The following is a 20,325-nucleotide window of genomic DNA, read 5'->3' on the forward strand; positions in this document are numbered from 1 at the left end:
GGCCTCGGCGGGGCCCGGCTCACCCGGTGAACGGACCGCGCCCCAGCTGCTCGCGGACCGGGACCACCGCGGGCTGGACCAGGGACCGCCGCTGCCAGTTGGCCCCGTCCACGACCAGGGTGTGGCCGGTGACGAAGCGCGCGTACGGCGAGGCCAGGAAGGTGGCGGCCCAGCCCAGTTCGCGGGGCGCCCCCACGCGCAGCGCGGGCTGCCGGGCGTCCTTGTCCCCGGGGGCCGAGCGGTCCAGGCCGCCGCGGATGTCCGCCGTCATGTCCCCGTGCGGGACCAGCCCGGGGACGAGGCCGTTGATCTGGATGCCGTACGGCCCCCACTCGACGGCGAGCGTCTCCACCAGGTTCTTCACCCCGGCCTTGGCGGCGGCGCTGTGCGCGAACCCGGGCCCGCCGGTCCAGGCGTAGGAGGCGCCGACGTTCACGATCGAGCCGGGGGTGCCCGCTGCGAGGTGGCGGCGGGCGAACTCCCGCGTCATGAACCAGGTCCCGGTCAGCGTGGTGTCGACCACCGCCCGCCAGGCGTTGGGGGACAGGTCCTCGGCCGGGCAGGGGAAGTTGGCGGCGGCGTTGTTGACCAGGACGTCCGCCGGCCCGAGCGCCGCCTCGGCGGCGTCGTACACCTCCGCCACCCGCTCCGGGTCCCGGATGTCGCAAACTGCGGCCGCCACCCGGCCCGCGCCGGGGACGGCCGCCAGTTCCCGGCGCGCGGCCTCCAGCTGCTCCGCGCGGCGGCCGGCGATCACCACGCCGGCGCCGAGCCGGGCGAACTCGGCCGCGATGGCCCGTCCCAGCCCGGTGCCGCCGCCGGTCACCAGGACCACCTGCCCCGCGTACGTACCGGGGGGCAGCGCGGCGGCGCCGAGCGGCGGGGGCGCGGGCAGGCCGCGCGGGGCAGGGGGCCGGGCGTTGTCCGTCATGGGGCATCGATAGCGCGCGGGCGCTCAGATCGCCATGGCCGTGACGGGACGGCTCCATCACCGTTCACCTGACGTTCGTTCACCCGGTCGCGGGAAGCGGCCGCCCCGTCGCCTCCCGGCACCCGACGCGGGCAATGAGCGGACCGAGGGGTTCCCATCCCGTCAAGCGACCGCTTAGTATGCCGCCGAGCGTGGTTCCTCGACGGCGGCTGGAGGCCCCGGATGCAGGCATGGCGAGTACATACGACCGGTGAGCCCCGCGAGGCGATGCGCCTGGAGGAGGTACCCGAACCGGTGCCCGGCGAGGGCGAGGTGAGACTCCGCGTGCTCGCGGCGAACGTCAACTTCCCCGACGCGCTCCTCGTCCGCGGCCAGTACCAGATCCGGCCGCCCCTGCCCTTCACCCCCGGCGTCGAGATCTGCGGCGAGACCGAGGACGGCCGGCGGGTCATCGCCACCCCCAGCCTGCCCCACGGCGGCTTCGCCGAGTACGTCACCGCCCCCGCGCGCGCCCTCCTCCCGGCCCCGGACGCCCTCGACGACGCCCAGGCCGCCGCCCTGCACATCGGCTACCAGACCGGCTGGTTCGGCCTGCACCGGCGGGCCCGGCTCCAGGCCGGTGAGACCCTGCTCGTCCACGCCGCGGCGGGCGGCGTCGGCAGCGCCGCCGTCCAGCTCGGCAAGGCCGCCGGAGCCACCGTCATCGGCGTCGTCGGCGGCAAGGCCAAGGTGCGCGCCGCCGAGGAACTCGGCTGCGACCTCGTCATCGACCGCACCGCCGAGGACATCGTCGCCCGCGTCAAGGAGTTCACCGCCGGACGCGGCGCCGACGTCGTCTACGACCCGGTCGGCGGCGACGCCTACACCGCCTCCGCCAAATGCGTGGCCTTCGAGGGCCGGATCGTGATCGTCGGCTTCGCCGGCGGCACCGTCCCCACCCCCGCCCTCAACCACGCCCTGATCAAGAACTACGCCATCCTCGGCCTGCACTGGGGCCTGTACGCCACCAAGGACCCCGGCTCCCTCCTCGCCTGCCACGCGGAACTCACCCGCCTCGCCACCGAGGGCCTGATCAGCCCCCTGGTCAGCGAACGCGTCCCGCTCGCCGGGGCCGCCGACGCCGTCCAGCGCCTCGCCGACGGAACCACCACCGGCCGGCTGGTCGTCGTACCCTCCCTGCCCGCCGCGCCCGCGCCGCACGGAGCCGCCCGATGACCACCACCGCCGAGGAGCTCGCCGCCCGCGTCCGGGACCTGCTCGCCGCGCACCCGCCCGCCACCACCCCCCGCGCCGACTTCCTGCGCGCCCGCTTCGACGCCGGACTCGCCTGGGTCCACTACCCCGAGGGCCTCGGCGGCCTCGGCGCCCCCCGCTCCCTCCAGCTCCTCGTCGACGCCGCCCTGGAGGCCGCCGGAGCCCCCGACAACGACCCGCGCCGCATCGGCATCGGCCTCGGCATGGCCGCGCCCACGATCCTCGCGTACGGCACCGACGAGCAGAAACGCCGCTTCCTGCGCCCGCTGTGGGTGGGGGAGGAGGTCTGGTGCCAGCTCTTCAGCGAACCCTGCGCCGGCTCCGACCTCGCCGCGCTCGCCACCCGCGCCGTCCTCGACGAGGCAGCCGGGGAGTGGGTCGTCGACGGGCAGAAGGTGTGGACCTCCAGCGCCCACACCGCCCGCTGGGGCATCCTCATCGCCCGCACCGACCCGAACCTGCCCAAGCACCAGGGCATCACCTACTTCCTGTGCGACATGCGCGCCCCCGGCGTCGAGGTCCGCCCGCTGCGCCAGATCACCGGCGAGGCCGAGTTCAACGAGGTCTTCCTCACCGGGGTACGGATCCCCGACGCCCACCGCCTGGGCGCCGTCGGCCAGGGCTGGGCCGTCGCCCGCACCACCCTGATGAACGAACGCGTCTCCATCGGCGGCATGCGCGTCCCCCGCGAGGGCGGCATGATCGCCCCCGTCGCCGCGGCCTGGCGGGACCGGCCGGGACTGCGCACCCACACCCTCCACCAGCGGCTGCTCGACCTCTGGGTCGAGGCCGAGGTCGCCCGGCTCACCGCCGAGCGGCTGCGCCAGCAGCTCGTCGCGGGCCAGCCAGGCCCCGAGGGCAGCGGCATGAAGCTCACCTTCGCCCGCCTCAACCAGGAGATCAGCGGCCTGGAGGTGGAACTCCTCGGCGAGCAGGGCCTGCTGTACGAGGACTGGACGATGCGCCGCCCCGAGATCGTCGACTTCACCGGACGCGACGCCGGATACCGCTACCTGCGCGCCAAGGGCAACAGCATCGAGGGCGGCACCAGCGAGGTCCTCCTCAACATCGTCGCCGAACGCGTCCTCGGCCTGCCCGCCGAGCCGCGCGACGACAAGGACACCGCCTGGAAGGACCTCGCCCGATGACCGGTACGCACGCCCCGCTCGACCTGCTCTACTCCGACACCGAGGAGGAACTCCGCGCGGCGGTACGGTCCCTGCTCGCGGACCGCTGCGCCCCGGAGCGGGTCCTCGCCCGGGCGGAGACCGGCCGCCCCCACGACCCGGACCTGTGGCGCACCCTCGCCTCCGGGATCGGCGCCGCCGGGCTGCTGGTCCCCGAGAAGCTCGGCGGGGCGGGCGCGAGCCACCGGGAGGCCGCCGTGGTGCTGGAGGAGCTCGGCCGGGCCGTCGCCCCCGTCCCGTACCTGACGAGCTCGGTCCTCGCCACGGAGATCCTGCTCGGCTGCGACACCCCCGAGGCCGCCGGGCTGCTGCGGGAGATCGCCGCCGGGCGGAGCGTCTGCGTCCCCGCCCTGCCGCTCACCCAGGCCCCGGGCGCGCCGCTGCCGAAGGCGCCGCACGACTCCGGCGGCGGCATCCTGACCGGCGCCGTCACCTCCGTCGCCGACGCGGTGGCCGCCGACGTCCTGCTGGTCCTGGCCGACACCGGACTGCACGCCGTCCCCGCCGCCGGCGCCACCCTCACCGCTGCCGTCCCGCTCGACCTCACCCGTCCGCTCGCCACCGTCACCCTCGACGCGGCCCCCGGTACCCGCCTCGCGGACCCGGCGACCGCGCGGGCGGCCGTCGCCGGGGCGCTGCTGTCCGGCGCCGGGCTGCTGGCCTCGGAACAGCTCGGGATCGCCGAGTGGTGCCTCACCGAGACCGTCGCGCACGTCCGTGGCCGCCACCAGTTCAACCGGCCCATCGGCTCCTTCCAGGCCCTCAAGCACCGCCTCGCCCGGCTCTGGCTCGACGTGGCCTCCGCCCGCGCGGCGGCCCGGGGCGCCGCCGACGCCCTCGCGACGGCGTCCCCCGACGCCCCGCTCACGGTCGCCGTGGCCCAGGCCTACTGCTCCGGGGTCGCGGTCCGCGCCGCCGAGGAGTGCGTCCAGCTGCACGGCGGCATCGGCATGACCTGGGAACACCCCGCCCACCTCTACCTCAAGCGCGCCAAGGCCGACTCCCTCGCCCTGGGCACGGCCGGCCACCACCGCGGCCTGGTGGCGGACTTCGCCGAACTCCCGGCCCCCACCGCGTAACCCCGGGGCCCAGCCGAGCGGTGGAACGCCGACGGGGCCCAGGGAGAGCCCCTCCGCACCCCTCTCCGGCCGCCTCCCGGGGCCCGCGCCCGAAGCCGGGCCGCCCCGGGAGGTGACCTCGCACGCCACGCCGCGTTAGTCCCCGTAGCGCGCACCGCCGAGCGAGGGAGACCGCATGACCGCAGCAGCCGCAGCCGCCGCCGGACCACTCACCCGCCGCACGGTCCTGCGTACCGCCTTCACCGCGGCCGTCTCGGGCGCGACCGCCGCGATCCTGGCCCCGGTGCTCAGGGCCCGCCGCCCCCGGCAGACGCTCACCCCGGCGCCGCTCACCGAGGAGACGTACCGGGGCCGGCACATCAGCGTCGACCCGGCCTCGGCGGCGGTCCGCATCGACGGCCGGCCGCTGCACGTCATGCGCCGCGCGGACGGCAGCTACCTCAGCGGGATCAACCACTTCCAGTCGTACGAGACCCCGCTGGAGCTCGCCCGCGCCGCCGTCGACGAACTCGGCACCACCGCGCTGGCCCTCGGGGCCCCGCACCACGGCTGACTGACGGACGTCTCGGGAGGAGCCCGCCGTGTACACCCGGCAGAACCAGAAGGACCTGACCAGCGCGCAGAAGAAGCGGTTCACGGCCGCCGTGCTGGAACTCAAGCGCAACGGCACGTACGACGCGTTCGTGCGCACCCACGACAAGTACTTCGTCCCCGACCGGGACCGGAAGCTGCGCGTGGGGCACATGTCGCCGTCGTTCTTCCCCTGGCACCGGCGCTACCTGCTGGAGTTCGAGAAGGAGCTGCGGGCCCTCGACCCGGGCGTGTCCATCCCCTACTGGGACTGGACCACCGACAACAGCCCCGTCTCCTCCCTGTGGGCCGACGACTTCCTCGGCGGCACCGGCCGGGAGGGCGACCACCAGGTGATGACCGGGCCCTTCGCCTACGCGCGCGGCAACTGGACGGTCACCGTCGGCGTCTCCGAGGCCCGCTTCCTCACCCGCAACCTCGGCCGCCCCGGGAACCCCATCTCGCTGCCCACGCCCGCCGAACTCACCTGGGCGATCGACGACCCCCTGTACGACAGCCATCCCTGGGACTCGACCTCCTCCCGGGGCGGTTTCCGCAACAAGCTGGAGGGCTGGGCCGCGCCCAAGAGCGAGCGCTGGCGCAACCACAACAAGGTCCACCAGTGGATCGGCGGCCACATGACCGGCGGTACGGCCCCCAACGACCCGGTCTTCTGGCTGCACCACGCCTTCGTGGACCTCGTCTGGGACCGCTGGCAGCAGCGCCACCCCGACTCCGGCTACCTGCCGGCCGCCCCGCCGCCGGTGGGCGACCTCCAGCGCGGCCGGGTGATCGCCCGCGACGAGCCGATGCCCCCCTGGGGCGTGTCCCCGCGTGAGATGGCGGACCACCGGGGCCTCTACCGCTACGCCTGAGCGGGGCGCGTGGGATGACGCACGAAAGGGCCCCCGCCGTACGGCGGGGGCCCTTCGCGGTGGGTCAAGCCGGTGATCAGCCGCCGTAGCCCTCGGTGTGGTGGCCGTGCTCGCCACCCGAGGCGTTCACGCAGGTGTTGCCGAAGGCCGGGTTCAGCAGGCCGATCACGTTGACGGTGTTGCCGCAGACGTTGACCGGGACGTGGACCGGAACCTGGAGGAGGTTGCCCGACAGGACACCGGGGGAGCCGACGGCCGCACCTTCCGCTCCGGCATCGGCAGCCGCCAGACCGGCACCGGCGGCCAGGGCGCTACCGGCAACAGCGGTCATGACGAACGCCTTCGCGATACGCGACATCAAGTTCTCCTCGTGAAACGATGTGGGGTGCCACAGGCTCTGTGGCGTTTGACATGGCCTACAACGCGGGTGGGGCCCATGGGGTCACGGTCCGTTCGCCTGACCGGACCCCTAAAAGCGCGCGGAGGCGAAATACGGCCGCACCTGGGTGACCGTTCCGGGCGGCAGGACCGCCACCACGGCTCCGGCGCAGCCCGGTTCGCGGTAGAGCGTCGCGGTGCCGTGGGTGCGGTTGGTGACCGCCCGGGTACCACCGCCCTCCGCCGCGAGGCAGCCTTTCGGGGCGGTCAGGGCGTGGACCTGGTCGTCCTGGCCGACGTACTGGAAATCGGTGCCGTCGGCCGGCGCCGGGGCCGCGGCCACCGACACGCCGGCCACGGCCAGCAGCAGGACGGACAGGGCGCGCGGCGCGCGGGGAATCGGAAGGACTCGCATGGCCGGTCCAACCAGGGGCGCCCCGCGCCGGGTCACGCCTTGTCACCCCCGGCACGCCTGTGCGAACGTGCCCCGCAGGGCAGAAGCGGCACGAGGAGGACACGGATGAGCGCGGCGGACGGCGGGCGGCCCCGGGTCGTCACCGGACACGGCACGGTGGAGGGCCGCCGCCAGGCCGACGGCACCGCCGTCTTCCGGGGCGTCCCCTACGCCGCCCCGCCGGTCGGCGCCCTGGCCTTCGCGGCCCCCGCGCCCCCGGCCGCCTGGGACGGCGTACGCGACGCGGGCGCGTTCGGGCCCACCGCCCCCAAGGTGGCCTACCCGGAGCCCTTCGCGGCCCTGCTGCCCGACCCGGAGATCCCCGGCGAGGACTGCCTCACCGTCAACGTGTGGACGCCGGACCTGGGGCGCGGGGCCCGGCTGCCGGTGATGGTGTGGCTGCACGGCGGCGCCCACACCCGCGGCTCCTCCGCCGTGCCCGTCTACGACGGCTCCGCCTTCGCCCGCGACGGGGTCGTCCTCGTCTCGGTCAACTTCCGGCTCGGCGTCCTCGGCTACGGCCTCTTCCCCGACGCCCCCGCCAACCGCGGCCTCCTCGACCAGATCGCCGCCCTCGCCTGGGTCCGGGACAACATCGCCGCCTTCGGCGGGGACCCCGGCCGCGTCACCGTCTTCGGCGAGTCCGCCGGCGCCATCAGCACCGGCGCCCTGCTCGCCGCGCCCCGCGCCCGGGGCCTCTTCGGCCGGGCCGTCCTGCAGAGCGGCGCCCCCGAGGCGCTGCCCCGCGACAAGGTCCGCGCCATGGTCCGCCGGATGGCCGCGCTGCTCAAGGTGCCCGCCACCGCCGCCGCCTTCGAGGCGGCCGGGCTGCCCGCCCTGCTCGCCGCGCAGCGAGCCGTGCTGCGCCGCTCCTCCCCGGTGTTCGGCGGCCCCGCCTTCGGGCTGGTCACCGACCCGGCCACGCTGCCCGGCGACCCACTGGAGGCGGCCGCCGCCTCGGACGTGCCGCTGCTGCTCGGCTGGACCGCCCAGGAACACCGGCTCTGGCTCGCCCCGACCGGCGCCTCGCGGCTGCTGGACCGGCTGGGCCCGCTGGCCGTGGCGCTGGGCCGGGCCCGCAGCGGCAAGGACCGGGCCGCCGTACGGGCGCTGCGCGCCGCCGCCCTGCCCGGGACCGGAGCGGCCGACCTGGCCGGGGCGCTGCTCACCGACCGGCTGCTGCGCGACCCGCTGCGCCGGATCGCGTCCCCCGCCCGGCCGGGCCCCAGCCACCTGTACGAGTTCGCCTGGCCCAGCGGCGTACCGGGCCTCGGCGCCTGCCACGCCCTGGAGCTGGGCTTCGTCTTCGACACCCTCGGCGTGCCCGAGTCCTCCTGGCTGGCCGGGCCGGACGCCCCGCAGGCGCTCGCGGACGAGATGCACGCGGCCTGGGTGGCGTTCGCCGTGTCGGGGGATCCCGGCTGGGAGCCCTGGAACGGCAGCGGCCCGCCGAAGGTGTTCGGCGGGCCGGAGCCGGAAGCGGTACGGGGCGTGGAACCCGACGGCGGGGCCGTGCTCACCCCGTAGGGGGGCGGGGTCCCGGATCCCGGGAGCGGTGAGGGCTACTCCACGGGGCCTTCCATGACCTTGCTGATGAACTCCATCGGGCCGAGGCCCATGTTCGGCACGTACGTCTTGGCGTTGTGCTGGCCGCCGGGAATCACCCTCAGGCTGGTGTGGATGGGGCCCTTGGTGTAGGTGGCGATGAACTTCTGGACGTCCGGCAGGGTCTTCTTGTTGCTCTCGTTGTCGCCGACCTGGAAGGCCAGGTAGACGTCGGGGCCCTTCTTGTCGATGAGCTGCTTGGCGAGCAGCTCCGGGTTGTTCTCGGCCTTCTCCTTGTCGTGGCCCTTCCAGAGGGAGGAGTCGGGCACGATGTCGGGGCCGGAGCAGATAGCGGCCTTGAACTTCTCCGGGTACTTCAGGACGGCCTTCAGGCTCGCGAAGCCGCCGGTGGAGGAGCCCATGTAGGCCCAGCCGTCACGGGACTTGATGGTGCGGAAGTTCTCCCGCATCAGGTCCGGGATGTCGTCCGTCAGCCAGGTGCCCATCTTGGGCTGCCCCGGGATGTCGGAGGCGTCCCAGTAGACGCCCTTGTCGTCGGGACCCGGGTTCAGCACGGGCATGGCGAGGATGAAGGGCTTGCCCTTGCCCTCCGCGTACCACTTGCTGACGCTGGTCTGCAGGCCGAGGTCGGTGCCCATCCAGTAGTTCATCGGGTAGCCGGCGCCGCCGGGCAGGGCGATCATGACCGGGAAGCCGCTCTTGGCGTACTTCGGGTCGTTGTACTCCTTGGGCGCCCAGACCCAGACCTTGCCCGTGAAGCCCGACTTCTTGCCGGTGATGGTGGCGACGCCGATCTGCGTGCCGTCGCTCAGGGTCGAGGCGTTCTTGAACTCGGTCTTCGGGCCCGTGGGCATCGACATCTTCGAGTTCGGCGGGGGCTTGGCCGCGCCGCCCTTGTCGCCGGCGCCCGGGGTGTCGCCGAAGGAGACGGCCTTGCCCTTGTCGGTGAACGGCGGTATTTCGAAGTAGCTCATCGCGCCCGCGGCGATACCCGCGAGGGCCAGCACCGAGACGCCCGCGATGATCCACCGCTTGGCCTTGGACTTGCGGCGCGGCGGTTCCTCCTCGTGCCCGTAGGGCGGTTCCGAGCGGTCGTACGGGGGCGGCTGCTGCTGGTGGCGCGGCTGCTGGTAGTCCGGGCGCTCGTACGGGGGCTGCTGGCGGGTGGGCGAGTCGAAGGCCCCCGGCTGCCCGTACTGGTCCTGCCCGTACTGGTCCTGCCCGTACGGGGGGCGGCCCTGCGGGGGCTGCTGCCCGTATCCGCCGGGCGGGCCGTACGCCGGCCGGCCCTGCTGCGGCTGCCCCTGCTGCGGCTGGCCGTACGGCTGTTGCGGCCGGTCCTGGGGCGAGTACTGCGGCTGACCCTGCTGTCGGCCCTGCTGCTGACCGTACGGGGGTTGCTGCGGGTACTGCCCTTCCGGCCGGTACGGCGGCTGGTACTGCCCGTCGGGTTCGTACGACATGTGAGGTGGCTCTCCGGCTGTTGCTGCCCCGTCGGGGGGTGGACTGCTTCCGTTCGAATGATGAACGATAGTGCGTCCGGGTTCCCTATTTTTCCGTCTCTTGGCTTTCCCGGGGGGATGGCATTGCCCATCACCTGAAGGGCAGGCGGAGTTCCCGTGCCGTTCGCCGGACATCTCTGGCCCATGCACATGCCCCTGGGTATGGTGCGTCCGCGCCGCCACCCCCAGATCCCCCCTGCCCGGAGGAATGCCCCGTGTTTGGCATGAGCACTTCATGGTCTTGTCGTAAGACCGCCCTGGCCACCGCCTTCGCCGCCACCGCCGCCGCCACCGCCGCCTGGGCGGGCATCGGCGCCGCCCAGCCCGCGCACGCCGCGGGCCTGCCCTCGCCCGACCACGTGCTCGTCGTGGTCTTCGAGAACCACGCCTACAACCAGGTCATAGGCAGCTCCAGCGCCCCCTACATCAACTCCCTCAAGGCCGGCGGAGCCAGCCTCTCCAACTCCTACGGCATCACCCACCCCAGCCAGCCCAACTACCTCCAGCTCTTCTCGGGCTCCAACCAGGGAGTCACGAGCGACAGCTGCTACACGCCCGGCTTCAGCTCCGCGCCGAACCTGGCCTCCGAGCTGATAGCCGCCGGCAAGAGCTGGGGCAGCTACAACGAGACCCTCCCCAGCCAGGGCTCCACCACCTGCTCCAGCGGCGACTACGCCCGCAAGCACAACCCCTGGTTCGCCTTCTCCAACGTGCCCACCAGCTCGGCGAAGACGATGCAGCAGTTCCCGACGGACTTCACCACCCTGCCCAAGGTGTCCTTCGTCGTCCCGAACCTCTGCAGCGACATGCACGACTGCTCCGTCGGCACCGGCGACACCTGGCTCAAGAACAACCTCAAGGCCTACGCAGACTGGGCCAAGACCCACAACAGCCTGCTCGTCGTCACCTTCGACGAGGACAACCGCCTGGCCGGCAACAAGATCCCCACCGTCCTCTACGGCCAGCCCGTCACCCCCGGCTCCACGTCGAGCACCACCTACAACCACTACGACGTGCTGCGGACGCTGGAGGACCTGGCCGGGCTGACCACCCACGCCGGGAACGCCGCCACCGCCAAGGACATCACCGGGATCTGGGCTTCCTGACCATGTACGTCGCGGACAGTCGCGGTAACCCCGCGCCCGCCGTGGCGCCCGAGACACCGGCCGTCGCCCCGGGCACCCGCCCGGGGCGGCGCGCCGCCCTCGCCCCCACGGTGCTCGCCCTCGGCACGGTCAGCCTGATCACCGACGTCTCCTCCGAGATGGTCACCGCCGTGCTCCCGCTCTACCTCGTCGCCGGGCTCGGCCTCTCCCCGCTCGGCTTCGGCCTGCTCGACGGCGTCTACAACGGCGTCAGCGCCCTCGTCCGGCTCGCCGGAGGCCACCTCGGCGACCGCTTCGGCCGCCACAAGGCCCTCGCCGGACTCGGCTACGGGCTCTCCGCCCTGTGCAAACCGCTCCTGCTGCTCGCGCACACCCTGCCCGCCATCGGGGCCGTCCTCGCCCTCGACCGCACCGGCAAGGGCCTGCGCACCGCCCCGCGCGACGCGCTGATCTCGCTGGCCGCCGCCCCCGGGGAACGCGGCCGGGCCTTCGGCGTGCACCGGGCCATGGACACCGCCGGGGCGCTGATCGGGCCCATCCTGGCCTTCCTCATCCTGCGCGGAGCCGCCGACGGCTACGACGCCGTCTTCACCGTCAGCGCCTGCGTCGCCGCGCTCGGCGTCCTCGTGCTGGTGCTCTTCGTACCCGGCCGGCGCGCCGTGCCCGCGCCCGCCGCCGGACCCGTCTCCCTGCGCGGCTCCCTCGGTCTGCTGCGCCGCCGCGACCTGCGCCGGATCAGCCTCAGCGCCCTGCTCCTGGGCCTGTGCACCGTCAGCGACGCATTCGTCTTCCTGCTGCTCCAGCGGGCCACCGGGATCGCCGACCGCTGGTTCGCCCTGCTGCCCCTGGGCACGGCCACCGCCTTCTTCCTGCTCGCCCTGCCGCTGGGCCGGCTCGCCGACCGCGTCGGCCGCCGCCGCGTCTTCCTCGGCGGCCACCTCGCGCTGCTCCTCGTCTACGGACTCCTCCTGGCCGGCGGCACGCACCCCGCCCTGCCGTACGCGGTGCTCCTGCTGCACGGCGGCTTCTACGCCGCCACCGACGGGGTGCTCATGGCGGAGGCCGCCGGCGCCGTCCCCGAGGAACACCGGGGCGGCGGGCTCGCCCTCGTCCAGACCGGCCAGGCGCTCGCCCGGTTCGCGGCCTCCCTCGGTTTTGGCGCCGCCTGGACCGTGTGGGGCGCCCGGCCCGCCCTCGCCGTGGCCGCCGTACTGCTCGCCGCGGCCGTCGCCTGCTGCGCCCGGCTCCGCCCGGCCGACGCCTGACCCCCGCCGCTCCACCGCCCCGCGAAAGGCCCCGATGTCCACCACTCCTCCCACGACGACCCCGCCCGCGACCGCGCCCGGGGGGCCGGAGCCCGCGCTGACCCCGCGGCGGCGGATCCTGATCCTGGTCGCGGCCGTCGTCCTGCTCACCGTGGTCGGGGCGCTCGCCTTCGTCCGGGCCTCCTCGCGGGCCGAGGAGAAGGACCAGCCCCGCGCGGGCGGTCCGGCCGTCGCGCACGGCCCGGTCACCCTGGCCCCCGCCGACGGCGGCCGGCGCATCGTCTTCCGCAACATGGCCTGGGGCCCGTACCGCGACGAGCTCGCCACCGTCCCCGCGGCCGCGCCCGGGGGTCCCCGTACCGCGTCCGGGGTGAAATGCCTGCGCTTCCACGCGGCCGGGGGCACCGGGATCTGCCTCCAGTCGCAGCAGGGCGCCGTACAGGACGGCTACCGGGCCGTGGTCCTCGACTCCCACCTCAAGGAGACCGCCAGCCGCCCCCTGGCCGGCATCCCCACCCGCGCCCGCGTCTCGCCCGGCGGCCACCTCGTCGCCTGGACCGTGTTCGTCGGCGGGGACTCGTACGCCGGCACGAACTTCTCCACCCGCACCTCGCTGCTGGACCTGCGCACGGGGACGTACGACGCCTCGCTGGAGGACTTCACCATCCGCAAGGACGGCGAGACCTACCACAACGCCGATGTGAACTTCTGGGGCGTGACCTTCGCCGCCGACGAGAAGACCTTCTACGCGACGCTCGCGACCGGCGGCCGCACCTACCTGATCCGCGGCGACCTCACCGCCCGTACGGTGACCACCCTGCGCGAGAACCTGGAATGCCCGTCGCTGTCCCCGGACGGCACCCGCCTGGTCTTCAAGAAGCGGGTGCCCGGTCTGCCGGCCGACGCGCCGTGGCGGCTCTACGTGCTCGACCTGGCCACGATGGCGGAGACCCCGCTAGCCGAGGAGCGCAGCGTCGACGACCAGGTGGTGTGGACCGACGACCGGACCGTCGTCTACTCGCTGCCCGGCGACTTCGGCGCCGACCTGTACTCCCTGCTCGCCGACGGCGGCGGCGCCCCCGCCCCTCTCATGCCCTCGGCCCTCGCCCCGGCCTTCCTCGGCTGAGCGCCGGGGACGGGACGGGGGAGGGCCGAGGGGGACGGGCCGGCGGGGGCCCGCAGGACCGTTACGCCGGGATCAGCGTCTTGCGCCGGCGCTTGCGGGGCTGGGCCCCGGACAGCCGCAGTTCGATCAGGGAGCGGACGGTGGGCCACTCCTCGTCGAGCACCGAGTAGAAGGCCGTACTGCGCACCGCGCCGTCCAGCCCCCGCGAGTGGGCCCGGCGCACCCCTTCGCAGGTGAAGCCGAGGCGTTCCATGGCCGCCCGCGAGCGTCCGTTGCGGGCGTCCGCGCGCAGGGAGATGCGGCGCACGCCCCAGGTCTCGAAGGCGTGGCGGAGCATGAGCAGCTTGGCCTCGGTGTTGATCCCGGTGCCCTGGGCGCCCGGCGACAGCCAGGTGTTCCCGATCTCGGCGGCATCGGGGATCGCGGTCGCCGGATCACCGAAGGGGACCCCGGGGACCGCCGGCCAGACCAGCGGACCCTGCCAGTAGTCGAGATCCAGGAACCGGGTCGAACCGACGACCCGCCCGTCAGTGGCTCTGACCACGGCGAACGCGAGCGATCGACCTGCTGCCTGATCGGACAGGGCGCGGTCGATGTACTCGTGGGACGCCTGCAGCCCGTGCGGCACGGGAGTGAAGGCGTAAGTCGTACGATCCTCGGCACCGGCCACGGCCAGGGCCTCGGTGTGGTGGGGGGCGAGGGGCTCCAGCCGCACGGAGCGGCCGGCGAGGAGTACGGGTACGGGCACGGAGCCTTCGGTCCTTCTGGGCGGTGGGGTGGTTGCACAGTCTGCGCTCCTGACGTCACCCCCCGCGCAAAACACGGGTGAAAGGCAACGGGCTGTCAGGTGAACGCGAGTGGCTCAATGTAGCCCCTCTAAGTCCTCTCATGAACCCCCAATTCGGCAATGGCGCGGCATCGTTTTCCGAGGACTTGGATCCCCGGGACAAAACGCCCGTAATCCCGATCCGCAGACATCCGTTCAACCGTGCGAAGCGGTCCCGCCAGACGGCTGCCCCGGCTTGCGTGAGACACTGGCTCACCCCTCTGACCTGCGAGGATGCCATGAGGGCCGGATCCGGGCAGCGAAAGGTCCGCCCCCGGACCGGCCGGTGGCCCGCCCGCGCCGACACCCGGCCCGGAGCTCGCGCGGGCGGTCGTCGGCGGAGCGTCCCCGGGGCGGTCGGACCACGTCCCGGGGCGGGTTGCGCCACCCGGGTCCGGTACGGGGACCCGCGCGCGGCGCCGCCACCCCGGCGGCGGCCCCGCCGACCGGCGAAATGGCCCGTCCCGCGCACCCCCGATTGGACCGCCGGGACGGGCCGCCCGGCTGATCCAATGGGGCGGTGACGATACGGTTCCTGCCCGCGCCCGGCGCGCCGCGCCGCCTGGCCGCCGCCCAGTTGAGCAACTCCGTCGGCGACGGCGCCTACTACGTGTGCTCCGCCCTCTACTTCACCGGCGTCGTGGGCCTCTCGCCCGCCCGGATCGGCCTCGGCCTGACCCTCGCCTGGGCCGTCGGCTCGGTCGCCGGGGTCCCGCTGGGGGCCCTGGCCGACCGGCGCGGGCCGCGCGGCATCTCGGTGCTGCTGGCGCTGGCCACCGCCGGATCGGTGGCCTCGTTCCTGTTCGTCCGGTCCTTCGGGGGCTTCCTGTGCGCCGTCGTGGTCTACGCGGTCTCCCAGTGCGGCCTCGCGGCCGCCCGGCAGGCGCTGCTCGCCGGGCTCGTCGCCCCGGCGGAGCGGACCGGGCTGCTGGCCCGCCTCCAGTCCGTCCTCAACGCCGGACTGGCCCTCGGCGCGGCCCTCGGCGGACTGGCCCTCGCCGCCGGCACCGAGACGGCGTACCTCGTCGTCTTCGCCCTGGACGCGGCCGGCTTCCTGGTCTGCGCGGCCCTGTTGCTGGGCCTGCCCGCCGTGGCCCCCGGACCCGGGCGGGCGGCGGGGGAGCCCCGGCTGGCGGTGCTGCGCGACCGCCCGTACGCACTGGTGACCCTGCTCAACGCCGTCCTGCTGCTGCGGATGCCGCTGCTGAGCCTGGCGATCCCGCTGTGGACCGTGGAGCGCACCCGGGCTCCGGGCTGGCTGGTGTCGGCGCTGTTCGTGCTCAACACCCTCGCCGTGATGCTGTTCCAGGTGCGCACGGCCCGGTCCGTGACCGGCCTCGACAGCGCCGGGCGGGCCCTGCGGACCTCCGGGCTGGTGATGGCGCTGTCCTGCGCCGTGTTCGCCGCCGCCGCGCTGCCGGAGGCCGGGTGGGCCGCGGCGGCGCTGCTCGTGGCCGGGGCGGCGCTCCAGGCCGACGCCGAGATGCGGCAGTCGGCCGGGTCCTGGCAGATCGGGTTCTCGCTGGCCCCGGCCGAGCGGATGGGCCAGTACCAGGGCTTCTTCGGCACCGGGGTGCCCGTGGCCCGCACCCTGGGCCCGATGCTGCTGACCGCGCTGCTCCTGCTGTGGGGGATCCCCGGCTGGCTGCTGCTCGGCGCCGTCCTGCTGGCCGCCTCGTACGCGATGGGCCCGGCGGCCCGCCGGGCGAGCGGGGCGCGGGGCCTGGCGGCGGGCCGGCCGGCCGACGGGGTGCGCGCGTAGCCGGGCCGCCGGGCCCCCGGCCGGCGCCCGGCAGGTCCGGCTTCGGGACCGCCCCCCCGCTCCCCGGCGCCCCGGCCCCGGCCCTCGGCTGAGATCATCCGTGCATGGACGACGTACTGCGGCGACTGGCCGCCGTGGGCCCCTTCTTCACCGTCGCGTACGGCGAGGCACCGCCCGGCCCCGGATTCCGCACGCTCGACGCGCTGTACGCGGAGCGCCTCGGGCCCTACGTCGCCGAGGTCGGGCGGCGGATCGGCACGGGCCCGGGGCGCGTGGCGGCCTCGACCGCCCAGTTCGGGATCGCCTCCCGGCTGTGGTCCCTCGGACTCGGCTGCGCCGCCCTCGCCGGGCAGGTGCCCGACCTCGACCCGGCGCGGGTGGGGTGGCGGCTGCCCGCGGCCGGCTCGCTGGAACTGTGGCTGCCGGCGCCGGTGGCCCGGCCGGCCGGGGACCTCAGCGCGAGCGTGCTCGGAAACCTGGCCGTACTGGACTCCGCGCTGCGCGAGCGGTACGGCGTCTCCGCGAAGGTGCTGCGCGGCAACGCCGCTTCCGGGCTCGTCGGGGCGCTGCGGGTGCTGCTCGACCGGGTCCCCGGCGAGAAGGCCGTGGAGCTCGCGGGAGCGCTGCTCGCCGACGGCGGGGCCCTGGCCGGCACCGGCGCCTTCGTCCACGAGGAGGGGCTCGGGGTGGCCTTCGTACGCCGTAGTTGCTGCCTCTACTACCGGGCCCCGGGCGGCGGCCTGTGCGGGGACTGCGTCCTGCGCACCCGCTAGCGGCGCCAGCCAAGCGGAAGGGGCCACCGGGGAGCGGTCCTGCGCTCCCCGATGGCCCCGCCGTGCCGGCCGTGCCGGTCGTGCCTAGAAGGTGAGGTTCCAGGAGTCGATCTTGCCGGTGTCGCCGCCCGCGTTGTCGTTCACGCGCAGCTTCCAGGTGCCGTTCGCGACCTCGGAGGAGGCGTTGACGGTGTACGTCTGGTTGATGTTGTCGGTGCTGCCGCCGGCCCGGTTGTGGACCGTGTACACGGTGCCGTCGGGGGCGACCAGGTCGACCTTGAGGTCACCGATGTAGGTGTGGGCGATGTTCACGCCCACCTTGAGGGTGGCGGGGGCGTTGCCGGTCACACCGCTGACGGTGATCGGGCTCTCCACGGTGGTGTTGTCACCGATGGCGACGTCCGTGGTGTTCTCGAAGTACTTGCCCGCCGGCGGGGTGGCGCCGACCGCCTTCAGGGCGTCGGCCTGGCCCTCTCCGAAGAAGGAGTTGTTGGCGCTCGTACCGGTGCAGCGGCCGTCGGCCGGGCAGGCGATGTCGTTGGCCTGGGCGGCCAGCTGGGCGCGGATCTGCGCCGGGGTGAAGCCCGGGTTGGCGCTGGCGATCAGCGCCGCGACGCCCACCACGTGCGGGGTGGCCATCGAGGTGCCGCTCTTGGTGCCGTACTTGCCGCCCGGCAGCGTCGAGTAGACGTCGCTGCCCGGCGCGGCGATGTCGATGACGCCCTGGCCGAAGTTGGAGAACGAGGTCTTGGTGACGCCGGTGCCGTTCGCCGCGACCGTGACCACGCCCGGGAGTTCGGTCGGGATGTCCAGGCAGGCGTTGGTGATGGTGCGGGTGACCGGGGTCGAGTCGTTGGGGCTCGCGGAGTCGGTCGTCTTGTGGGCGAGGTCGTAGTTCTCGTTGCCCGCCGCGGCGACCTGGAGCGAGCCCTTGCCCTCCGCGTACTCCTGGGCGCGCTTGACGCCCTCGATGATGGCGGCCTGGTCGATGTTGTCCGGGCAGTTGAACTGCCACGGGTCGGTGTAGTAGCTGTTGTTGGTGACCTTGAAGCCGTGGTCACCGGCCCACACGAACCCGCAGATGGTGTTCTCGGCGAAGAAGAACGAGTTGCCCGGCTCGGCGACGCGGACCGCGGAGATCTTCACCCCGGGGGCCACGCCGACGACGCCCTTGCCGTTCTTGGCCGCCGCGATGGTGCCCGCGACGTGGGTGCCGTGGGTGTCCACGTCACGCCAGGCGCCGGCCCGGGTGTCGGGCTTGCCGTAGGCGCAGGAGACCGAGTCGGCCGCGTTGAAGTTCGGGGCCAGGTCCTGGTGCTGGTCGTCCACACCGGTGTCCAGGATGCCGACCTTCACCGAGGCGGAGCCGGGGTTGACGGCCCATGCCTGGTCGGCCTTGATCTGGCTCATGTCCGCGCGGACCGGCTCTCCGGCGGCCGTCGAGGACTGCGCCGGGTTGGCCGGCAGCGCCGGGTTGTAGGCGTCGGCCGGGACGTCCGAGGTACGGGTGGCGCCGACCTGCTGCACACCGCTGACTCCGCGCATCGCCGTGGCGAAGGTGGCGGAGGCCGAGTGGGCGACGGTCACGCCGATCGCGTCGAAGGAGGAGAAGACCGTGCCGCCGTTGGCGGTGATCGCCGAGCGGATCGCCGAGCTGTCGCCCGGGGCGCTGATCACGAGGTAGGCGCGGGTGCCGGCGGCCCAGGTCGCACTCTGGGATGCCGGGGCCGAGGCCTTGGGGGCGGCCGCCGGAGCGGAAGCCGGGGCGGAGCCGTTCGGGGAGACGGGAGCGGTGCCGGCGAGCGCGGCGGGGGCTCCGAAAGTGAGGGCGGCGCCGAGGGCGGCCGCCAGCACCAGGCTGCGTCGGGGGCGGCTGGATATGTGGGGTATCAATGCGTCCTCCGATGGGCGCGGGGGTGCGGTGGGCACCTACCGGGCCGTACGAAACGAGTGGTGGACGCAAGATGTCAGAAGGGTCGCCCCCGTGGGAAGTACCTTTTGGCGCAGCCGGATGATCGGCCACATGGCCGAAAACGCGCGGCCAGTAAGGGGAGTTGCGGGTTCCGCGCACTTCGCCGGACTTGCCCCCTCCCTGCTTCCCCCTTCCCGCCGTCTGCCCGGTTGCCGGGGCGGGGCGAGGAGGTGGGGCCCCCGGCCGGGCGGGGCACCGTGGGGGCGAGCCCTGCCCGGCCGGTGTTCCGCCGGGGCGCCGGCTAAGCCGGGACCCCGTCCTTGGTGCCGGCCGCCGGAGCGATGCCGGCCTCGGTGCCGGCCGCCGGGGCGGGCGGCGTCGGGGGCGTGCCGGACGGCTCGGCCCCGTGGCCGTCGTCGATCAGCGTCGTCTCGTCGAACGGCAGCCGGCCCGCGAGGACCTCCGCCGCCCGCTCCCGGTCGAACTCCTTGGTCCACGTACCGATCAGGACCGTGGCGACCGCGTTGCCCGCGAAGTTCGTCATCGCCCGCGCCTCGCTCATGAACCGGTCGACGCCCACGATCAGGCCCACCCCGTCCACGAGTTCGGGCCGGTGCGACTGGAGCCCGCCGGCCAGCGTGGCGAGGCCCGCGCCGGTGACCCCGGCCGCGCCCTTCGAGGCCACCACCATGAACAGCAGCAGCGAGATCTGCTCGCCGAGCGCGAGCGGCTTGCCCATGGCCTCCGCGATGAACAGCGAGGACATGGTCAGGTAGATCGCGGTCCCGTCCAGGTTGAAGGAGTACCCGGTCGGCACGGTGATGCCGGTCACCGGGCGGGACACCCCGAGGTGCTCCATCTTGGCGATCAGCCGCGGCAGCGCCGACTCCGAGGAGGAGGTCGACAGGATCAGCAGGAACTCCCGCCCCAGGTAGCGCAGCAGCGCGAACACGCTGACCCCCGTACAGACCCGCAGCAGCGTGCCCAGCACCACGAAGACGAAGAGCAGACAAGTGGTGTAGAAGCCGATCATGATGACCGCCAGGGACTTCAGCGCGTCCATGCCGGTTGCCCCGACCACCGCCGCCATCGCCCCGAAGGCGCCCACCGGCGCCGCCCACATGATCATCGCGAGCATCCGGAACACCAGCTTCTGTACGTGCCCGATGCCGCGCAGCACCGGTTCTCCCGCACCGCCCATCGCCTGGAGCGCGAACCCGACCAGCAGCGCCACCAGCAGCGTCTGGAGCACTTCGCCCCCGGTGAAGGCCGACACCAGCGTCGTCGGGATGATCCCGAGCAGGAACTCCGGCGTGCTCTCGGCCCCGCCCGCCTTGGCCTGCGCCTCACCGGCGTGCCGGACCGCCTCCGTCAGGTGCAGCCCGCTGCCGGGCTCCAGCAGGTTCCCCACCACCAGCCCGATCGCCAGCGCGACCGTGGACATGACCATGAAATAGCCCAGCGCCAGCCCGCCCACCGCGCCCACCTTCGCGGCCTTGCGGACGGATCCGATCCCCAGCACGATCGTGCAGAAGATCACGGGGGAGATCATCATCTTGATGAGGTTCACGAAGCCGGTGCCCAACGGCTTGAGCTCCACGGCCACGCCGGGTGCGGCGAAGCCGACGGCGATGCCGAGCAGCACCGCGGCGATGACCGCGATGTAGAGATAGTGGGTCTTGTCGCGCCTGGCGGCCACGTCGCCTCCTGGTGGGGAATGTGTTCCCGCAGACCATCACCCGCTCTGTGACCCCGGTCA

Annotated in this window: 18 protein-coding genes; 11 read left to right on the plus strand and 7 right to left on the minus strand. The window is 74.0% G+C overall.

Annotated elements, in window-relative coordinates:
* Window positions 1-19: 19 nt before the first annotated feature.
* A complete protein-coding gene (locus tag ACZ6ZT_RS01810) occupies window positions 20-931 on the minus strand; it encodes an SDR family oxidoreductase (RefSeq protein ID WP_469714588.1) in 912 nt (303 codons plus the stop codon).
* 222 nt (window positions 932-1,153) lie between these two features.
* Here ACZ6ZT_RS01810 and ACZ6ZT_RS01815 point away from each other — a divergent pair, with 222 nt between their 5' ends.
* From ACZ6ZT_RS01815 to ACZ6ZT_RS01835, 5 genes are all read left to right on the plus strand, one after another.
* On the plus strand, window positions 1,154-2,146 hold the full coding sequence (locus ACZ6ZT_RS01815) for an NADPH:quinone oxidoreductase family protein (protein ID WP_469714590.1): 993 nt from the start codon (window positions 1,154-1,156) through the stop codon (window positions 2,144-2,146).
* Window positions 2,143-3,333, plus strand: coding sequence for an acyl-CoA dehydrogenase family protein (locus ACZ6ZT_RS01820; RefSeq protein WP_469714591.1), 1,191 nt, complete (start codon window positions 2,143-2,145; stop codon window positions 3,331-3,333). The genes ACZ6ZT_RS01815 and ACZ6ZT_RS01820 overlap by 4 nt, the downstream gene beginning before the upstream one ends.
* On the plus strand, window positions 3,330-4,451 hold the full coding sequence (locus tag ACZ6ZT_RS01825; protein WP_469714593.1) for an acyl-CoA dehydrogenase family protein: 1,122 nt from the start codon (window positions 3,330-3,332) through the stop codon (window positions 4,449-4,451). The genes ACZ6ZT_RS01820 and ACZ6ZT_RS01825 overlap by 4 nt, the downstream gene beginning before the upstream one ends.
* Window positions 4,452-4,626: 175 nt before the next feature.
* On the plus strand, window positions 4,627-5,004 hold the full coding sequence (locus ACZ6ZT_RS01830) for a tyrosinase family oxidase copper chaperone (RefSeq protein ID WP_469714594.1): 378 nt from the start codon (window positions 4,627-4,629) through the stop codon (window positions 5,002-5,004).
* Between the two features lie 28 nt (window positions 5,005-5,032).
* A complete protein-coding gene (locus ACZ6ZT_RS01835; RefSeq protein ID WP_469714597.1) occupies window positions 5,033-5,896 on the plus strand; it encodes a tyrosinase family protein in 864 nt (287 codons plus the stop codon).
* Between the two features lie 76 nt (window positions 5,897-5,972).
* Here the strand turns inward: ACZ6ZT_RS01835 and ACZ6ZT_RS01840 are convergent, their stop codons facing one another.
* Both ACZ6ZT_RS01840 and ACZ6ZT_RS01845 read right to left on the minus strand, forming a co-directional pair.
* Window positions 5,973-6,254, minus strand: a complete 282-nt coding sequence (locus ACZ6ZT_RS01840; protein ID WP_469714599.1) for a chaplin — start codon at window positions 6,252-6,254, stop codon at window positions 5,973-5,975.
* A 111-nt stretch (window positions 6,255-6,365) separates the two neighbouring features.
* Window positions 6,366-6,689 (minus strand): hypothetical protein, encoded by a 324-nt coding sequence (locus ACZ6ZT_RS01845; protein ID WP_469714600.1) that lies wholly within the window; start codon window positions 6,687-6,689, stop codon window positions 6,366-6,368.
* 105 nt (window positions 6,690-6,794) lie between these two features.
* On the opposite strand from ACZ6ZT_RS01845, the gene ACZ6ZT_RS01850 reads away from it, so the two are divergent.
* Window positions 6,795-8,255: a carboxylesterase/lipase family protein gene (locus tag ACZ6ZT_RS01850; RefSeq protein ID WP_469714602.1), complete on the plus strand. Its 1,461-nt coding sequence runs from the start codon at window positions 6,795-6,797 to the stop codon at window positions 8,253-8,255.
* 35 nt (window positions 8,256-8,290) lie between these two features.
* On the opposite strand, the gene ACZ6ZT_RS01855 is transcribed toward ACZ6ZT_RS01850, so the two are convergent.
* Window positions 8,291-9,757, minus strand: coding sequence for an alpha/beta hydrolase (locus tag ACZ6ZT_RS01855; RefSeq protein ID WP_469714604.1), 1,467 nt, complete (start codon window positions 9,755-9,757; stop codon window positions 8,291-8,293).
* Between the two features lie 263 nt (window positions 9,758-10,020).
* Between ACZ6ZT_RS01855 and ACZ6ZT_RS01860 the strand changes: the two genes are divergently transcribed.
* The 3 genes from ACZ6ZT_RS01860 (at window position 10,021) to ACZ6ZT_RS01870 (ending at window position 13,293) form a co-directional block, all read left to right on the plus strand.
* A complete protein-coding gene (locus ACZ6ZT_RS01860) occupies window positions 10,021-10,902 on the plus strand; it encodes an alkaline phosphatase family protein (protein WP_469714606.1) in 882 nt (293 codons plus the stop codon).
* Window positions 10,903-10,904: 2 nt separating this feature from the next.
* Window positions 10,905-12,167 carry an MFS transporter gene (locus tag ACZ6ZT_RS01865; RefSeq protein WP_469714608.1) on the plus strand — a complete coding sequence of 421 codons (1,263 nt, stop codon included), beginning with the start codon at window positions 10,905-10,907 and terminating at the stop codon, window positions 12,165-12,167.
* A gap of 97 nt (window positions 12,168-12,264) precedes the next feature.
* Window positions 12,265-13,293 (plus strand): TolB family protein, encoded by a 1,029-nt coding sequence (locus ACZ6ZT_RS01870; protein ID WP_469715005.1) that lies wholly within the window; start codon window positions 12,265-12,267, stop codon window positions 13,291-13,293.
* 61 nt (window positions 13,294-13,354) lie between these two features.
* On the opposite strand, the gene ACZ6ZT_RS01875 is transcribed toward ACZ6ZT_RS01870, so the two are convergent.
* On the minus strand, window positions 13,355-14,041 hold the full coding sequence (locus ACZ6ZT_RS01875) for a GNAT family N-acetyltransferase (RefSeq protein ID WP_469714609.1): 687 nt from the start codon (window positions 14,039-14,041) through the stop codon (window positions 13,355-13,357).
* Window positions 14,042-14,639: 598 nt separating this feature from the next.
* On the opposite strand from ACZ6ZT_RS01875, the gene ACZ6ZT_RS01880 reads away from it, so the two are divergent.
* Both ACZ6ZT_RS01880 and ACZ6ZT_RS01885 read left to right on the plus strand, forming a co-directional pair.
* Window positions 14,640-15,881 carry an MFS transporter gene (locus tag ACZ6ZT_RS01880; RefSeq protein WP_469714611.1) on the plus strand — a complete coding sequence of 414 codons (1,242 nt, stop codon included), beginning with the start codon at window positions 14,640-14,642 and terminating at the stop codon, window positions 15,879-15,881.
* Between the two features lie 104 nt (window positions 15,882-15,985).
* On the plus strand, window positions 15,986-16,654 hold the full coding sequence (locus tag ACZ6ZT_RS01885; RefSeq protein WP_469714612.1) for a (2Fe-2S)-binding protein: 669 nt from the start codon (window positions 15,986-15,988) through the stop codon (window positions 16,652-16,654).
* Window positions 16,655-16,738: 84 nt separating this feature from the next.
* On the opposite strand, the gene ACZ6ZT_RS01890 is transcribed toward ACZ6ZT_RS01885, so the two are convergent.
* Window positions 16,739-18,508, minus strand: a complete 1,770-nt coding sequence (locus ACZ6ZT_RS01890) for a S8 family peptidase (protein ID WP_469715006.1) — start codon at window positions 18,506-18,508, stop codon at window positions 16,739-16,741.
* A gap of 359 nt (window positions 18,509-18,867) precedes the next feature.
* Window positions 18,868-20,265 (minus strand): cation:dicarboxylate symporter family transporter, encoded by a 1,398-nt coding sequence (locus tag ACZ6ZT_RS01895; RefSeq protein ID WP_469714614.1) that lies wholly within the window; start codon window positions 20,263-20,265, stop codon window positions 18,868-18,870.
* Between the last annotated feature and the right edge of the window lie 60 nt (window positions 20,266-20,325).

The organism is Streptomyces sp. NPDC102258 (assembly GCF_055584685.1).

Bases quoted from the DNA above. Each gene is read 5' to 3' on its own strand.
- ACZ6ZT_RS01865 (WP_469714608.1), top strand. From the start codon at position 10,905: ATGTACGTCGCGGACAGTCGCGGTAACCCCGCGCCCGCCGTGGCGCCC.
- ACZ6ZT_RS01850 (WP_469714602.1), top strand. From the start codon at position 6,795: ATGAGCGCGGCGGACGGCGGGCGGCCCCGGGTCGTCACCGGACACGGC.
- ACZ6ZT_RS01860 (WP_469714606.1), top strand. From the start codon at position 10,021: ATGAGCACTTCATGGTCTTGTCGTAAGACCGCCCTGGCCACCGCCTTC.
- ACZ6ZT_RS01840 (WP_469714599.1), bottom strand. From the start codon at position 6,254: ATGTCGCGTATCGCGAAGGCGTTCGTCATGACCGCTGTTGCCGGTAGC.
- ACZ6ZT_RS01855 (WP_469714604.1), bottom strand. From the start codon at position 9,757: ATGTCGTACGAACCCGACGGGCAGTACCAGCCGCCGTACCGGCCGGAA.
- ACZ6ZT_RS01820 (WP_469714591.1), top strand. From the start codon at position 2,143: ATGACCACCACCGCCGAGGAGCTCGCCGCCCGCGTCCGGGACCTGCTC.
- ACZ6ZT_RS01825 (WP_469714593.1), top strand. From the start codon at position 3,330: ATGACCGGTACGCACGCCCCGCTCGACCTGCTCTACTCCGACACCGAG.
- ACZ6ZT_RS01885 (WP_469714612.1), top strand. From the start codon at position 15,986: ATGGACGACGTACTGCGGCGACTGGCCGCCGTGGGCCCCTTCTTCACC.
- ACZ6ZT_RS01815 (WP_469714590.1), top strand. From the start codon at position 1,154: ATGCAGGCATGGCGAGTACATACGACCGGTGAGCCCCGCGAGGCGATG.
- ACZ6ZT_RS01830 (WP_469714594.1), top strand. From the start codon at position 4,627: ATGACCGCAGCAGCCGCAGCCGCCGCCGGACCACTCACCCGCCGCACG.
- ACZ6ZT_RS01810 (WP_469714588.1), bottom strand. From the start codon at position 931: ATGACGGACAACGCCCGGCCCCCTGCCCCGCGCGGCCTGCCCGCGCCC.
- ACZ6ZT_RS01845 (WP_469714600.1), bottom strand. From the start codon at position 6,689: ATGCGAGTCCTTCCGATTCCCCGCGCGCCGCGCGCCCTGTCCGTCCTG.